Here is a 15750-nt window from a genome sequence, read left to right on the forward strand (position 1 = left end):
GTCCTTCACGAGGGGATGTACGGTGGGGTTTGCCTCGAGCTTATTCCCCGTTGGGGGAATGCGGGAATGGGGCGGGGCGCGGCAGGACCTGCCTGCCGGGCGCCGCGGGGGCGGTGCGCTCAGAGCACCTTGGAGAGGAAGGCGCGGGTGCGCTCGTGCTTCGGGTCGGTGAGCACCTCGCGGGGGCTGCCGGACTCGACGACCACGCCGCCGTCCATGAAGACCAGCGCGTCGCCGACCTCGCGGGCGAAGCCCATCTCATGGGTGACCACGATCATGGTCATCCCCTCGTCGGCGAGCCCGCGCATGACGTCGAGCACCTCGCCGACCAGCTCGGGGTCGAGCGCCGAGGTCGGCTCGTCGAAGAGCATCAGCTTGGGCTTCATGGCGAGCGCCCGCGCTATGGCCACCCGCTGCTGCTGGCCGCCGGAGAGCTGGGACGGGTAGTTCCCGGCCTTGGCGGCCAGGCCGACCCGCTCCAGCAGGGCCATGGCGTTCTCCCTGGCCGCGGCCTTGGACTCGCGCTTGACCTGGACCGGCGCCTCCATGACGTTCTCCACCGCGGTCATGTGCGGGAAGAGGTTGAAGCGCTGGAACACCATGCCGATGTCCCGCCGCTTGAGCGCGACCTCGCGGTCCTTGAGCTCGTAGAGCTTGTCGCCGCGCTGCCGGTAGCCGACCAGCTCGCCGTCCACCCAGAGGCGGCCGCCGTTGATCTTCTCCAGGTGGTTGATGCAGCGCAGGAAGGTCGACTTGCCGGAGCCGGACGGGCCGACCAGGCAGAACACCTCGTTCTGCCGGACCTCCAGGTCGATGCCCTTGAGCACCTCGACCTGGCCGTAGGACTTGTGGACGCCCTCGGCCTTCACCATGGGGGTGCCGGCGGCGGCGTCGGCGGGGGTCTTGGTCAGGTCGGTCATACGTGGCCGCCTCCCTCGAGTCCGGGGACCACGTCGTTCTTGGCCTTCGGGGCGGGCCGGCCGCCGAACAGCAGCCGCAGCCGCTGGAGCGGCGTGGGCGGCAGGGTCCGGTTCGCACCACGAGCGTAGTGCCGCTCGATGTAGTACTGCCCCACCGTGAGGATCGAGGTCATGATCAGGTAGTAGATGCTGACCGCGACCAGCACCGGGATGGTCTGGAAGGTCCGCGAGTAGATGTCGTGGCCGGCGGTGAACAGCTCGGACAGCGAGATGACCTGGACCAGCGAGGTGGTCTTCAGCATCGAGATGGTCTCGTTGCCGGTCGGCGGGATGATGACCCGCATCGCCTGCGGGAGCACGATCCGGCGCAGCGCCGCCGCGCGGCTCATGCCCAGCGCGTGGGCGGCCTCGGTCTGGCCCTCGTCCACCGACTGGATGCCGCCGCGGACGATCTCCGCCATGTACGCCGCCTCGTTGAGGCCGAGGCCGAGCAGGGCGGCGGTGAAGGTGGGGATCAGGGTGTTGGTCGACTCGGACCAGAACTCCGGCCCGAACGGGATGCCGAGCGAGAGCCTCGGCCACAGGGCGCCCAGGAAGTTCCAGAACACCAGCTGCACCAGGACGGGGGTGCCGCGGAAGATCCAGATGTAGAACCAGGCCGTCCCCGACAGCAGCGGGTTCGGCGAGAGCCGCATGATCGCGAGGAGCACGCCGCCGGCCACGCCCATCAGCATGGACAGGACGGTCAGCTCCAGGGTCACGCCGATGCCGTGCAGGATCTGCTCGTTCTGCAGCGTGTCCGTGACGACGTCCCACTGGAACGCGGGGTTGAAGATCAGGGCGTGGAGCAGCATCGCCGCGAGAACGGCGATGACGGCGGCTCCGGCCCAGCGTCCGGGGTGGCGCACCGGGACGGCCTTGATGGTCTCAGGCCGTCCCGATTTCACCGCCCCCTGCTCGGAAGAATTCACCTTGGGGCCTCAGGGGGTGTGGTGGTGCGCGGATCAGCTCTTGGCGGCGTTGATCTCGGACTTGGTGATCGCGCCGGCCTCGACGCCCCACTTGGCCAGGATCTGCCGGTAGGTGCCGTCGGCGATCAGCGACTGGACGGCGCCCTGGACGGCCGGGGTGAGCGGCGAGCCCTTGTCGACGACGACGCCGTAGGGCGCGCTGTCGTAGGTGTCGCCGATCTTCTCCAGCTGGCCGTTGGTCTGCTTGACCGCGTAGTCGACGACCGGGGAGTCGGCCATCATCACCTGGTCGCGGCCGGAGACCAGCGCGGTGGTCACGTCGGTCTGCAGGGTGAACTTGTTGCCGTCGTCCGGGATGGTCGGCTTGCCCGCCTTGCTGCACTCCGGGTTCCGGACGTCGGTGATCTCCTGGGCCTGGGTGGTGCCGGTCTGGACGGCGACCTTCTTGCCGCAGAGGTCCTTCGGGTCGATCTTGTCCGGGTTGCCCTTCTTGACCGCGACGGCGCTGCCGGCGGTGAAGTAGCTGACCATGTCGACGGTCTGCTCGCGCTCCTTGGTGTCGGTGAAGGAGCTCATGCCGAGCTGGTACTTCTTCGCGGTGATGCCCGGGATGATCGAGGTGAAGTCGGCGTTCTGCACGTCGGCGGCCAGGCCGAGCTTCTTGGCGATCGCGTCGGCCAGGTCGACGTCGAGGCCGATGATGTTGCCCTTGTCGTCCTTGAACTCGTTGGGCGCGTAGGAGGCGTCGGCGGCGACGACGAGCTTGCCCGAGCTCTTGACGTCGGCCGGGACCAGCGGGGCGAGCGCCGGGTCGGCGGTCACCGCGGCGATGCTGGCGCTCGGATTGGCGCCCGCGGCACCGCCGTTGGAGGAGGACTTGCTGCTGCCGCAGGCGGTCAGCACGAGCGACGCGGACGCGAGCACCGCCGCGGTGGCGAGGAGACGGGTGCGCTGGGTGCGGACGATCATGGGGGATCTCCTCCTGAGGGAGAGGTCGGGCGGGGGCGCCGCGGGGGAGCGGCGTACCGGGGCAGCAAAGGCCGTACGGCGCTGTACGGGTGGGGCTGGGAGAACTGCGCAGGGTGGTTCCAGGTACTGCGTCTCCGCCACCGTCCGCCGAGGTGGGCGTCGATCGGGCCGCCTCGACCAGTGGCCGGCTCGATCCGAGATGGGGGGAATCCTGCCATCTGACGACGGTCGGGTGGCCCTGATTCAGATCAAAATCGGATAACGGGGGGCCATGCCGTCCGCTATTCGGACGAATACCGTGTCCCTGTCACTCCGTGCATACGTATGCAGATCGCCCCGTAGTCCCCCGCGCGACGGGCCGGGCCCCGCCGGTGCCCGGCCCGGTCCGCTCAGATGCCCCCGTTGACCACCGCGTTCTGGGCCGCGCCCGCGGCCACGTCCCACTTGGCGAGGATCTTGTCGTACTCGCCGCTGCGGATCAGCTGGTCGACCGCCTTCGCCAGCACGTCGCGCAGTTCGGTGTCCTCCTTGCGCAGCGCGATCCCGTACGGGTTGGACCGGGACTGCGAGCCGGTCACCACCTCCAGGCGGTTGCCGCCGTCGGTGGTCTTCGCCGCGTACGCCGCCACCGGGAAGTCGTTCAGGCCCGCGTGCGCGGTGCCGGCGGCCACCTCGGCCAGCGCCTTGGGGTCGGTGTCGAACTTGTGCACGGTGAGCGGCTTGCCGGCCCGGGTGCAGGCGGTGGTCTGGCGGGTGAGGATCTCCTCCTGGGTGGTGCCGGACTGCACCGCGACGGTCTTGCCGCAGAGGTCGTCCAGGGTGCGGATGCCCTTCGGATTGCCCTTGGCGACCACCATCGAGGTGCCGGCGATGAAGTAGTCGACGAAGTCCACCGGCCGGCCGACCGGCTTGCCGGCCTCGTCCACGCCCTCGCGGCGCTGGCGGATGTCGCTGAGCGCGGACATCACCACGTCGAACTGCTTGGTGTGGAGATCCGGCAGGAGTTTGTCGAAGGGCGTGTCGACGTACTCGATCCGCAGGTCCAGGATCCGGCCGAGTGCCGCCGTGATGTCCGGATCCAGACCGTCCGGCTTGCCGTCGGCGCCCCGGAACTCCACCGGCGGGTAGTTGACGTCCATCCCGATCCGGAGCACCTTCGCCGACTGCTGGGCCTTCGGCAGCTTCGCCCTGATCTCCTGGACCGGGTCCTTGGCCGCCGCCTCGTCCCCACCGCAGCCGCTCAGCAGCAGTGCTCCGGCGGTGGCGAGGGCGAGCGCGGCGACGGCCGGGCGGCGGGAGTGGGCACGCTGGTGCATCGGTTGCTCCTGTGGGAGGGAGGGGACGGCGCCGCGGCGTCGCGGAGGTGTACGCGAGATGGCGGAAGAACGGATCCTCCCATCCCGGCCTGCCGCGCCCGGCGCCGGGTGTGTCAGAATTCGGTACCGGGTGACCCCCGACGCTCGAACCAGACCGCCGGGCCGCAACAGGCTCGGGGTGCGCAGGAACGGAAGTCCAGGACGACGACTCCGTATCCGAGGCACCGGCCTCCCCTCCGCGTCTGCGTTCACTCCTGCGGGTGTGCGTGCTGCGTCCGCCATTGCCGCGCCGGGGCCCGGTTCTCACGCGCCCGGTGTGCCGGGTGGCTGTGAGGCGTATGACAACCATGTGACTTGGACGAAAAGGCATGGGTGCGATGCCCTCGTCCGACCTACGCTCGGCCCGGAAGCACAGCGCGGACCAACGCAGACAAATCCATAAACCCTCATCCGAGGGCGCTCGTCCGACGGCGGCGCCCCGACCCAGCCTTCCCCGGGGGCGCTTCGGCGTTCCCGGGTTCCGGTTACCGGCCACCGGTCGCCGGAAGCCGGTACCGGCCGGGTCGTCCGCTCCGTCGGCGGGTGTCCTCGCTCGATCAATGACGAAGAGGTCATCGTGGCAGCGGAGATCATCCACAGCAGTACCCAGGACACCGACGATCCGGTCGACGCCGTGTTCGCGCTCCACCGCGGCGGCAAGATGGAGGTCCGGGCGACCGTCCCGGTGCGCGACGCGGACGACCTGTCCCTCGCCTACACCCCCGGTGTGGCCCGCGTCTGCACGGCCATCGCCGAGCAGCCCGAGCTCGTGAACGACTACACCTGGAAGTCCAACACGGTGGCCGTGGTCACCGACGGCACCGCCGTGCTGGGCCTGGGCGACATCGGCCCGGAGGCCTCGCTGCCCGTCATGGAGGGCAAGGCGATCCTGTTCAAGCAGTTCGGCGGCGTGGACGCGGTCCCGATCGCGCTGGCCTGCACCGAGGTCGACGAGATCGTCGAGACCGTGGTCCGGCTGGCCCCCTCCTTCGGCGGCGTCAACCTGGAGGACATCTCCGCCCCGCGCTGCTTCGAGATCGAGCGCCGGCTCCAGGAGGCCCTGGACATCCCGGTCTTCCACGACGACCAGCACGGCACCGCCATCGTCACCACCGCCGCGCTCTGGAACGCCGCCAAGGTGACCGGCCGGGAGCTCGGCTCGCTGCGGGCCGTCATCTCCGGCGCCGGCGCGGCCGGCATCGCCATCGCCAAGATGCTGCTCGCCGCCGGCATCGGCGACGTGGCCGTCTGCGACCGCAAGGGCGTGGTGCACCAGGGCCGCGAGGACCTCACCGACGTCAAGGCGGAGATCGCCGGGCTGACCAACCGCACCGGCCTCAAGGGCACCCTGGCCGACGCGATGGCCGGCGCCGACGTCTTCATCGGCGTCTCCGGCGGCACCGTGCCGGAGCCGGTCGTCGCGACCATGGCCGAGGGCGCGTTCGTCTTCGCCATGGCCAACCCCACCCCGGAGATCCACCCCGAGGTCGCGCACAAGTACGCGGCCGTGGTGGCCACCGGGCGCAGCGACTTCCCGAACCAGATCAACAACGTGCTGGCCTTCCCGGGCATCTTCGCGGGCGCGCTGCAGGTCCGGGCCACCCGGATCACCGAGGGCATGAAGCTGGCCGCCGCCAAGGCGCTGGCGGGCGTGGTGGCCGACGAGCTGACGCCGCAGAGGGTCATCCCCTCGCCGTTCGACGAGCGGGTCGCGCCGGCCGTCAGCAAGGCCGTCGCCGAGGCCGCCCGCGCGGAGGGCGTCGCGCGCCGGTAGCCGGCGGGAGAACGTCAGGAACACTCCGCCCGGGCCCGGGACACGCGTCACAGCTTCGCGTTGTTCCGGGCCCGGGGCCGTTCTGGCTATCGTCCGGGGCATGTTTGCCGCCTACGCCGCACGAATCGACGCCGACGACCCGCTGAGCGGGCTGGAGCTCGGCGAGCGCCCCGAACCGCAGGCCCGCCCCGGGTGGAGCGTGGTCACGGTCAGGGCCGCCAGCCTGAACCACCACGACCTCTGGTCCCTGCGCGGGGTCGGCCTGCCCGCCGGGAGGCTGCCGATGATCCTCGGCTGCGACGCCGCCGGTGTCGACGAGCACGGCAACGAGGTGGTGCTGCACTCCGTGATCGGCCAGAGCGGGCACGGGGTCGGGCCGGACGAGCCCCGCTCGATCCTCACCGAGCGCTACCAGGGCACCTTCGCCCAGCAGGTGGCCGTCCCCACCTGGAACCTGCTGCCCAAGCCCGCCGCGCTCTCCTTCGAGGAGGCCGCCTGCCTGCCCACCGCCTGGCTGACGGCCTATCGGATGCTGTTCACCAACGCCGGGGTGAAGCCCGGTGACACCGTCCTGGTGCAGGGCGCCGGCGGTGGGGTGTCCACCGCGCTGGTGGTCCTCGGCAGGGCGGCGGGCCTGCGGGTCTGGGTCACCGGCCGGGACGAGGCCAAGCGGGCCCGGGCGGTGGAGCTGGGCGCCGACGCGGCCTTCCCGAGCGGGGCCCGGCTGCCCGAGCGGGTGGACGCGGTGCTGGAGACGGTCGGCGCGGCCACCTGGTCGCACTCGGTGAAGTCGCTGCGCCCGGGCGGCACGATCGTCATCTCCGGCGCCACCTCGGGGCCCAACCCGGCGGCGGCCGAGCTGAACCGGATCTTCTTCCTGGAGCTGAAGGTGGTCGGCTCGACCATGGGCACCAAGGAGGAGCTGGCCGGGCTGCTCTCGTTCTGCGCCACCACCGGCGTCCGGCCGGTCATCGACTCGGTGCTGCCGCTGGCCGGGGCGCCGGAGGCCTTCGCCCGGATGGCCGGGGGCGACGTCTTCGGCAAGATCGTCCTCACCCCCTGACCCCCCCTGACCACTTGACCCCCTGATGCCCTGACACGTCGGCGCCCGGCACCCGCGCGGGGTGCCGGGCGCCCGGGCTCCGGTTCAGCCGAGCAGGCGCTTCAGCCGCTCACCGGCCTCGCCGAGCAGGCCGCGGGCCTCGGCGAGCCGGTCGGGCGTCACCCCGCCGTCCCTGGCCGCGTCGCGGACCTGGTCGCGGAAGCGGTCGAGCAGCCGCTCCAGCTCCCGGGCCGGGTCGCCGGCCGGGTCGGTGGCGGTCCACGGCGGCAGATCGGCCGGGGCCGCGCCGGCCGGCTCGTCCTTGTCCAGGTCGATCCGGGTGACGGTGATCCGCTCGGCGCCGGGCGCACCGGCGGAGGGCCGCGCCGTCCCGGCCTTCTCGCCCTTCTCGGCCTTCTCGTCCGACGGGTGGCCCCAGCGGGCCGCGTCGGCCAGCCCGGCCAGCCCCTTGGTCAGCTCGGAGAGCCCCTCGGCCAGCCCGGTCGGCCAGTCGCCGCGCGTCGCGTGCTCGCGCACCTGCTGCTCGACCCGGCGCTTGATCCGCAGCGCCTCCTGCTGGGCCGCCGTCCGTGCCGCCCGGGACTGCTCGCGCAGCCGGCGGGCCTCCTCCTCGGCCGCCTTGGCCTTGGCCTTGGCGGCCTTCTCCTGCTCCTTGGCCCGCTTGGCCTGCTCCCGGGCCTGCCGCTTGAACTCGGCGAACTCCTCCTTGGCGCGCTGCCAGGCCGCCTGCTCGCCCCACGGCCCGGCCCACGGGCTGCCGGCACCCCCGTCCCCGTCCCCGTCCCCGTCCGCCGCCTCCGGCCGCGGGGCGTTCTTCCGGGCCTGCTCGGCGTCGCTCCAGAGCTGCTCGCGCAGGTCCTGGGCGCTGTTCCGGACGTCCTCGCGGATCGCCCCGGCCAGCTGGGCCACCGAGTCGCGGATCTCGACCTCCAGCTCGTCGAGCTCGCCCTGCCGGGCGGCGAGTTCGGCGCGGCCCGCGTCGGTGAGCCGGTAGACCTTGCGGCCGCCCTCGGTGCTGTGCGCGACCAGGCCCTCCTGCTCCAGCTTGGCCAGCCGCGGGTAGACGGTGCCGGCGGAGGGCGCGTACAGGCCCTGGAAGCGCTCCTCCAGCAGGCGGATCACCTCGTAGCCGTGGCGCGGGGCCTCGTCGAGCAGCTTCAGCAGGTAGAGCCGGAGCCGGCCGTGGCCGAAGACGGGGGTCATGTCAGGCCTCCTTGGTCAGGTCGGGGCCGGTGGACGGGCCGTCCGAGGTGGGCAGCTCCCGGACGACCACCTGGGCGTCGTCGTCGGCGTCCGGCCGCTGCAGCACGGTGACCGCACCGGAGACGGTGGTGACCGAGAGGCTGCCCCTGCCGTCGCCGAGCTGGCCGGAGAGGCGCTTGGTGCCCCAGCTGCCGCCGACCTTGAGCTCGTCGAAGCTGGAGGAGAGGTCGCCGCTGGTGGTGCCGGCCTCGACCTTGGTGTCGGCCAGCGAGGGGAGCCGGACGCCGACCGCGCCGCTGACCGTCTTGACCTTGATCTCGGTCGGGGTGGCGCCGGCCAGGTCCAGGGTCACCGCGCCGGTGACGGCGTTGGCGGACACCTTCTCGGCGGTGCCGGCGACCACGGTGAGCCGGCCGGAGACGGTGTTCAGCTGCAGCCGGCCGGCCACCGACTGGGCGTCCACGTCGCCGGTGACGGTCTTGGCGTCGGTCTGCCCGGCCAGGCCGACCAGGGTGACGTCCGCGTTGGCGGTCTGCGTCGAGACGTGGCCGGTGAAACCGGAGACCGTCGTCGCGGCGGAGACGGTGCCGACCTTGACCTCGGTGCCGGCCGGCACGGTCAGGGTGACGGCGGCGGTCCGCTTGTGCTTGAAGGAGGAGAAGAAGCCCTTCACCGAGTCGACCGACTTCAGGACGTCGCCGAACTCGTTCCAGCTGCTGATGTCCTTGTAGGTGACGGTGAGGACGCCGTCGACCAGGGTGACGTGCAGCGGCTCGCCCGTGAGCTCGGTGACCTCCAGCCGGGCGGGACCGTCGGCGGCGACCACGTTGACCGTGCCGTCGACGGTGCGCACCTGCAGGGTCCGGACCGTCTCCTCGATGGTGATCCTGTCGGGTCCTTCGACCGTCCACTGGCTCATCTCTGCCGCCTCCCGTTCGGAACTCGCGATGTATCGCGTTGTCTCTCCTGAAGACGATATATCGCGTAACGGCGAAGTCAAGGGAGTCCCACCCCGAGGCCGACCCGGAGCGGACCCGGACGTCAGCCCCTACGGGGAGCCCCGCGGCGGGCATGCGAAGGGGCCCGGAGGCGGTTGGCTCCGGGCCCCGAACGACGGTCGTTCACCGGGTCAGCGGATCACTCGTCGTCCTCGTCGTCGAGCCGCGCCAGCCAGGTGGCCAGCCGCTCGACCGGGACCTCGAAGTCCGGGTTGAGGTCGACGAACTCGCGCAGGCGCTCGGCCAGCCACTCGAAGGTGACCTCCTCGTCGCCGCGCCGGCTCTCCAGTTCCTCGATGCCGCGGTCGGTGAAGTACACGGTTCGCTCCGGTCCGATGGGGATTCGACCTGGTCAGGATAGAACGCGGTCAGCCGTCGTTGCGGTAGTAGGTGAGGGAGCAGGTGGCCGCACCGTCGCTGTCGCCCAGCTTGACGACCTTCAGCACGACGATCGAGCCCGAGGCCCGCTGGCGGACGCAGAACTGGCGGTCCGCCGGCAGGTTGTCGAACTTGAAGTCGGCGGCCGGCTCGCGGTCGATGCCGGCGGCGCAGGACTCCGGCGTGAGCGGGCTGTTGTCCTTGGCGACATAGGCGTCGCTCTTCTCGCTCAGCCGGAACTCGGCGCCGAGGGTGCCGACCTTCCAGTCCGCCGTGCCGGCGGGCACGACCTTGCCGTTCTTGAGGTCGAACTCGTAGTTGGCGCTCGGCGGGATGGACAGCACCTGGTCCTTGTAGACCTCGACGTACTTCGCGGGGCGGGTCGCGGAGGCGGTCGGCGAGGACTTCGAGGGGGAGGCGGCGGCGGTCGGGGCCGGGTCGCCGCCCGTCGCGGGCGGCGTGCCGGCGGCCGGCGCACCGGCCGGGGTGGTGGCCGGCGGTGCGGCGGGCCGGGAGCTCCCCGGGGTGTCGGCGGCGGTGCTCCGCTTGTCGTCGTTCTTCCCGCCGAACTTGGACATCAGCACCACGCCGCCGGCCGTGCCGCCGAGCGCCATCACCAGGGCGACGGTCAGCAGCACCTTCCAGGAGACGCCGCCCTTGCGGGCCGGCTCCGGCGCGGGGGTGTCGGTGACCACCGGTCCGGGCGGCGGGGTGTCGTAGGACGGCGGCTCCGGGCGCAGCTGGACGGTCGGCGGGGAGCCGAACGGCGGGCCGGCCGGGGCGTCGGCGGGCACCTGGGCGGCGCCGTACGCGCCGAGCGGCGGCGGCACGAAGCCGGGCGGCGGGGTGTCCGGCCGGGCGGGGCCGTAGCCGGGCGGCGGCGGACCGAAGGACGGCGTGGTGGGCCGGTGGGCCGGCGCGGCCACCGGCGCGGCCGGGGGAGCCGTCGGGGGAGCCGTCGGAGGGGCCGTCGGCGGCACGGGGGGCGGCACGGGCGGCGCGGCGGGCGCGGCCGGCAGCGGGGTGGGCGGGGTCTTCGGCAGGTCCGAGCGGCGGGTGATCTCGGTGTTGACCTGCTTGGGCAGCCAGTCGTCGGAGAACCGCAGCTGGCCGCCGACGGTCGGGTGGTTGCGGGCGACGTCGATGATCTCGGCGGGCCGGGGCCGGTCCTCGGGGGACTTCGCCAGGCAGCGCAGGATCAGTTCGCGCAGTCCGGCCGGGACGGCGTCCAGGTCGGGCTGCTCGTGCACCACCCGGTAGAGCACGGCGGTGTCCGGGCCGTCGCCGAACGGCGGGGCGCCGCCGGCCACGTACGCGGCCAGCGCGCCGAGCGCGAACACGTCGGTGGCCGGGGTGACCGGGCTGCCCTGGGCCTGCTCGGGCGACATGAACGCGGGCGAGCCGATCCGGTAGCCGGTGCCGGTGAGCGCGGTGGCGTCGGCGGCCCGGGCGATGCCGAAGTCGATCACCCGCGGACCGTCGCCGGCCACCAGCACATTGGCCGGCTTGAGGTCGCGGTGGACCACCTCGACGCTGTGGATCGCCTGCAGGGCCTCGGCGATGCCGCCCATCAGCAGCAGGACGGTGCGCACCGGCAGCGCGCCGTTCTCCCGCACCACCTGCTGCAGGGACGGGCCGGGGACGTAGGCGGTGACGAGCCACGGGGCGTCGCCGTCCAGGCCGCCGGAGTCGATCACCTGGGCGGTGTAGAGGCCGTGGATCCGCTGGGCGTTGGAGACCTCCTGGGCGAACCGGCGGCGGAACTCGCCGTCCTCGGCGAACTCCGGGCGGACCACCTTGAGCGCCACCGGCCGGCCGCCGGGCGTGTACGAGAGGTAGACCCGGCCCATGCCGCCGGCCCCGAGCCGGGCGAACAGCCGGTAGCCGCCGACCTCCCGGGGATCGTCCGGGAGCAGCGGTTGGAAGACCGGCGGGAGCGGCGCGGCGGCGGCGTCCCGTGGCGTGTCGGCGGTCATGCGGTTGATCCCCCTGGGAGAGCGGCGAGGTCCACCGACCGCCGGGAAGGGGCGCGCCGACGGGCTTGCCCGGGCGGCGGTCTGGCGAGGCATAACCTATCGACCCGTCAGGAAGCCGCGCGGATCGGTGCCGCTTTGGTTGCAGAGCTGGGACCTTCGCACACAGCCGGTGCACATCGGCCGCTGCACGTCGGCCCCTGCATGTTGGCCGCTGCACGTCGGCCCGTGCGCATCGGCCGGTCCCGGCCCGGAACGGCGGCGGCCCCCCGTTCCTCTGGAGTCCAGGGGAACGGGGGGCCGTACTGCCGGGGCCTCGCCACCGGCCGGTCGGGGCCGGCGGGTCAGAGCGAGAAGACCTCCTCGATCAGCGCCTGCTGCTCGGCACCGTGCCGCTTGGCCGAGCCGACCGCCGGGGCCGAGGAGGCCGGGCGGGCGACGCGACGCAGCCGGGCGCCGTTGGCGCTGCGGCCGATGACGACCTGCAGGTGGTCGACCAGGTTCATGGCGATGAACGGCCAGGCACCCTGGTTGGCCGGCTCCTCCTGGGCCCAGACGAACTGGACGTCGTCGCCGTAGCGGGCCAGCTCCTCCTGGAGCTCGGCCACCGGCAGCGGGTAGAGCCGCTCGACCCGGACGATCGCGGTGTCGGTGACGCCGCGCTCGGTGCGGGCCGCCTCCAGGTCGTAGTAGAACTTGCCGGCGGTGATGACCACCTTGCGGACCTGCGCCGGGTCGACGGTGCTGTCGCCGATGACCGGGCGGAAGGAGCCGGACAGGAACTCCTCGGTGGCGCTCGCCGCGGCCTTCAGACGCAGCATCGACTTCGGGGTGAAGACGACCAGCGGCTTGTGGTGCGGGTTGTGCGCCTGCCAGCGGAGCAGGTGGAAGTAGTTCGACGGCAGGGTCGGCATGGCGACCGTCATGTTGTTCTGCGCGCACAGCTGGAGGAAGCGCTCCGGGCGGGCGGACGAGTGGTCCGGGCCCTGGCCCTCGTAGCCGTGCGGCAGCAGCAGGGTGACGCCCGAGTGCTGGCCCCACTTCTGCTCGGCGGAGGAGATGTACTCGTCCACCACGCTCTGCGCGCCGTTGACGAAGTCGCCGAACTGCGCCTCCCACATGACCAGCGCGTTCGGGCGGGTCAGCGAGTAGCCGTACTCGAAGCCCATCGCCGCGTACTCGGACAGCAGGCTGTCGTACACGGTGTAGCGGGCCTGGTCCTCGGTGAGGTACTGCAGCGGGGTGTAGTCCTCGCCGGTGCTCCGGTCGATCAGGACGGCGTGCCGCTGGCCGAAGGTGCCGCGGCGGCTGTCCTGGCCGGCCAGGCGGACCGGGTGGCCCTCCATGAGCAGCGAGCCGATGGCGAGGGTCTCGCCCATCGCCCAGTCGATGGTGTTGTCCTCGACCGAGCCGGCGCGGCGCTGCAGCTGCGGCAGCAGGCGCGGGTGAACGGTCAGCCAGTCCGGCAGGTTGACCTGCGAGGCGGCGATCCGCTTGACCATCTCCTGGGAGATGCCGGTCTGGATGTTGACCGGGAAGTCGGCGACCGGCTTGCCGCCGGTGGCGGCGGCCGGGGCCTGGGCGGCGTCGCGGACCTCGGCGAAGACCTTCTCCAGCTGGCCCTGGAAGTCCTGGAGCGCCTGCTCCGCCTCTTCCATGGTGATGTCGCCGCGACCGATCAGGCCCTCGGTGTACAGCTTGCGCACCGAGCGCTTCTTGTCGATCAGGTCGTACATCAGCGGCTGGGTGAACGACGGGTTGTCGGCCTCGTTGTGACCGCGGCGGCGGTAGCAGATGAGGTCGATCACCACGTCCTTGTGGAACTCCTGGCGGAACTCGAAGGCGAGCCGCGCGACGCGGACCACGGCCTCCGGGTCGTCGCCGTTCACGTGGAAGATCGGGGCCTCGATCATGCGGGCCACGTCGGTGCAGTACATCGAGGAGCGGCTGGAGGCCGGGGCGGCGGTGAAGCCGACCTGGTTGTTCACCACGACGTGCACGGTGCCGCCGGTGCGGTAGCCGCGCAGCTGCGACATGTTCAGGGTCTCCGCGACGACGCCCTGGCCGGCGAAGGCCGCGTCGCCGTGGATCTGGATCGGCAGCACCGGGAAGGTGGTGCCGCCCTGGTCCAGGATGTCCTGCTTGGCGCGGGCGATGCCCTCGACGACCGGGTCCACGGCCTCCAGGTGGGAGGGGTTCGCGGCGAGCGAGACCTTGATGGTCTCGCCGTCCAGGCCGGTGAAGGTGCCCTCGGAGCCGAGGTGGTACTTCACGTCGCCGGAGCCGTGCATGGACTTCGGGTCGAGGTTGCCCTCGAACTCGCCGAAGATCTTGCCGTACGGCTTGCCGACGATGTTGGCCAGCACGTTGAGGCGGCCGCGGTGGGCCATGCCGATGACGGCCTCGTCGAGGCGGTGCTCGGCGGCGGCGTCGATGGTGGCGTCGAGCAGCGGGATGAGCGACTCGCCGCCCTCCAGCGAGAAGCGCTTCTGGCCGACGTACTTCGTCTGCAGGAAGGTCTCGAAGGCCTCGGCGGAGTTCAGCCGGCGCAGGATGCGCAGCTGCTCCTCGCGCTCGGGCTTGGTGTACGGCTTCTCCAGGCGGTCCTGCAGCCACTTGCGCTGCGTCGGGTCCTGGATGTGCATGTACTCGATGCCGACGGTGCGGCAGTAGGTGTTGCGCAGCAGACCGAGGATGTCGCGGAGCTTCATCATCCGCTGGCCGCCGAAGCCGCCGACCGCGAACTCGCGCTCCAGGTCCCACAGGGTGAGGCCGTGGGTGGTGACGTCCAGGTCGGGGTGCTTGCGCTGCTTGTACTCCAGCGGGTCGGTGTCGGCCATGAGGTGGCCGCGGACCCGGTAGGAGTGGATCAGCTCGATGACGCGGGCGGTCTTGTTGACCTCGTCGTCGTGGGTGGTGGCGACGTCGGTGGCCCAGCGGACCGGCTCGTACGGGATCCGCAGCGACTCGAAGATCTCGTCGTAGAAGCCGTTCTGGCCGAGCAGCAGCTGGTGGATCGTGCGCAGGAACTCGCCGGACGCCGCGCCCTGGATGACGCGGTGGTCGTAGGTCGAGGTCAGCGTCATGATCTTGGAGACGCCGAGGCGGGCCAGGGTCTCCGGGGCGGAGCCCTGGAACTCGGCCGGGTACTCCATGGCGCCGACGCCGACGATGGTGCCCTGGTTCTGCATGAGGCGCGGCACGGAGTGCACGGTGCCGATGCCACCGGGGTTGGTCAGCGAGACCGTGACGCCGGTGAAGTCGTCCATCGTCAGCTTGTTGGCGCGGGCCCGGCGGACGATGTCCTCGTAGGCCTGCCAGAAGCCGAAGAAGTCGAGGGTCTCGGCCTTCTTGATGGCCGCGACGACGAGCTGGCGGTCACCGTTCGGCTTGACCAGGTCGATGGCCAGGCCGAGGTTCACGTGCTCGGGCTTGACCAGGTAGGACTTGCCGTCCTCCACCTTGTAGCTGTGGTTCATGCCCGGGGAGGCCTTGACGGCCTGGACCAGGGCGTAGCCGATCAGGTGGGTGAAGGAGACCTTGCCACCGCGGGCGCGCTGCAGGTGGTTGTTGATGACGATGCGGTTGTCGATCAACAGCTTGGCCGGAACGGCGCGCACCGAGGTCGCGGTCGGCACCTCCAGCGAGGCGTCCATGTTGGTCGCGACGGCCTTGGCCGGACCGCGCAGCTGCACCAGCGCGGGGCCGGTGGCCTCGGCGGCGGGCGCGGGGGCCGGGGCGGCGGCCTTGGGCGCCGGCGGCGCGGCCGGGGCGGCGGCGAGCGGCGCGGGGGCCGGCGCGGCGACGGGCGCCACGGGGGCGGCCGGGGCCGGCTGCACCGGCGCGGGGGCCGGGGCCTGGGCTTGGGCGGCCGGAGCGGCGGCGGGCGTCGCGGGGGCGGCGGCGGGGGTCGGCGTAGCGCCGGCCTGGGTCGCGGCCTGGGTCACTGGGGTCACCTCGGTACCGGGCTTGTAGTCGGCGAAAAAGTCCCACCAGGCTCGGTCGACCGAGTTCGGGTCCTGGAGGTACTGCTGGTAGATCTCGTCGACGAGCCACTCATTGGGGCCGAAGCCAGTGGAGCTTGCCGAGCTGTTGGGGTGTTCAGGGGACTGTGGCGACACGGCGGCAACCGCCCTCTTCCGCTTC

The 15750-nt window shown here is 72.0% G+C and carries 11 protein-coding genes; 2 read left to right on the forward strand and 9 right to left on the reverse strand.

Features of this window, described 5'->3' with window-relative positions; translation table 11 throughout:
• Nucleotides 1–119 precede the first annotated feature (119 nt).
• From ACFVUH_RS11410 to ACFVUH_RS11425, 4 genes are all read right to left on the reverse strand, one after another.
• On the reverse strand, nt 120–920 hold the full coding sequence (locus ACFVUH_RS11410; protein ID WP_387912599.1) for an amino acid ABC transporter ATP-binding protein: 801 nt from the start codon (nt 918–920) through the stop codon (nt 120–122).
• Nucleotides 917–1867 carry an amino acid ABC transporter permease gene (locus ACFVUH_RS11415; protein WP_355363960.1) on the reverse strand — a complete coding sequence of 317 codons (951 nt, stop codon included), beginning with the start codon at nt 1865–1867 and terminating at the stop codon, nt 917–919. Before ACFVUH_RS11415 ends, ACFVUH_RS11410 begins: the two co-directional genes overlap by 4 nt.
• Before the next feature lie 57 nt (nt 1868–1924).
• Nucleotides 1925–2860, reverse strand: coding sequence for an ABC transporter substrate-binding protein (locus ACFVUH_RS11420; RefSeq protein ID WP_355363963.1), 936 nt, complete (start codon nt 2858–2860; stop codon nt 1925–1927).
• A 389-nt stretch (nt 2861–3249) separates the two neighbouring features.
• Complete coding sequence (locus ACFVUH_RS11425) at nt 3250–4176, reverse strand: ABC transporter substrate-binding protein (protein ID WP_387912602.1); 927 nt, start codon at nt 4174–4176, stop codon at nt 3250–3252.
• A 616-nt stretch (nt 4177–4792) separates the two neighbouring features.
• Between ACFVUH_RS11425 and ACFVUH_RS11430 the strand changes: the two genes are divergently transcribed.
• Both ACFVUH_RS11430 and ACFVUH_RS11435 read left to right on the forward strand, forming a co-directional pair.
• The gene (locus ACFVUH_RS11430; protein ID WP_355363969.1) at nt 4793–5989 is read left to right on the forward strand and encodes an NADP-dependent malic enzyme; all 1197 of its coding nucleotides are present in this window, start codon (nt 4793–4795) and stop codon (nt 5987–5989) included.
• A gap of 100 nt (nt 5990–6089) precedes the next feature.
• The gene (locus ACFVUH_RS11435; protein WP_387912604.1) at nt 6090–7052 is read left to right on the forward strand and encodes a zinc-binding dehydrogenase; all 963 of its coding nucleotides are present in this window, start codon (nt 6090–6092) and stop codon (nt 7050–7052) included.
• An 84-nt stretch (nt 7053–7136) separates the two neighbouring features.
• Here the strand turns inward: ACFVUH_RS11435 and ACFVUH_RS11440 are convergent, their stop codons facing one another.
• From ACFVUH_RS11440 to ACFVUH_RS11460, 5 genes are all read right to left on the reverse strand, one after another.
• Entirely contained in the window at nt 7137–8255 is a 1119-nt protein-coding gene (locus ACFVUH_RS11440) for a PadR family transcriptional regulator (protein WP_387912606.1), read from the reverse strand.
• Nucleotide 8256: 1 nt separating this feature from the next.
• Nucleotides 8257–9174 carry a DUF4097 domain-containing protein gene (locus tag ACFVUH_RS11445; protein WP_387912608.1) on the reverse strand — a complete coding sequence of 306 codons (918 nt, stop codon included), beginning with the start codon at nt 9172–9174 and terminating at the stop codon, nt 8257–8259.
• Between the two features lie 218 nt (nt 9175–9392).
• Entirely contained in the window at nt 9393–9572 is a 180-nt protein-coding gene (locus ACFVUH_RS11450) for a DUF6104 family protein (RefSeq protein ID WP_030309148.1), read from the reverse strand.
• A 49-nt stretch (nt 9573–9621) separates the two neighbouring features.
• Nucleotides 9622–11607, reverse strand: coding sequence for a serine/threonine-protein kinase (locus ACFVUH_RS11455; protein ID WP_387912610.1), 1986 nt, complete (start codon nt 11605–11607; stop codon nt 9622–9624).
• Between the two features lie 341 nt (nt 11608–11948).
• Nucleotides 11949–15725 (reverse strand): multifunctional oxoglutarate decarboxylase/oxoglutarate dehydrogenase thiamine pyrophosphate-binding subunit/dihydrolipoyllysine-residue succinyltransferase subunit, encoded by a 3777-nt coding sequence (locus ACFVUH_RS11460; RefSeq protein ID WP_387912612.1) that lies wholly within the window; start codon nt 15723–15725, stop codon nt 11949–11951.
• Nucleotides 15726–15750 lie beyond the last annotated feature (25 nt).

Source organism: Kitasatospora sp. NPDC058032, assembly GCF_042885845.1.
In the GTDB taxonomy this organism is placed as follows: Bacteria; Actinomycetota; Actinomycetes; order Streptomycetales; family Streptomycetaceae; genus Kitasatospora.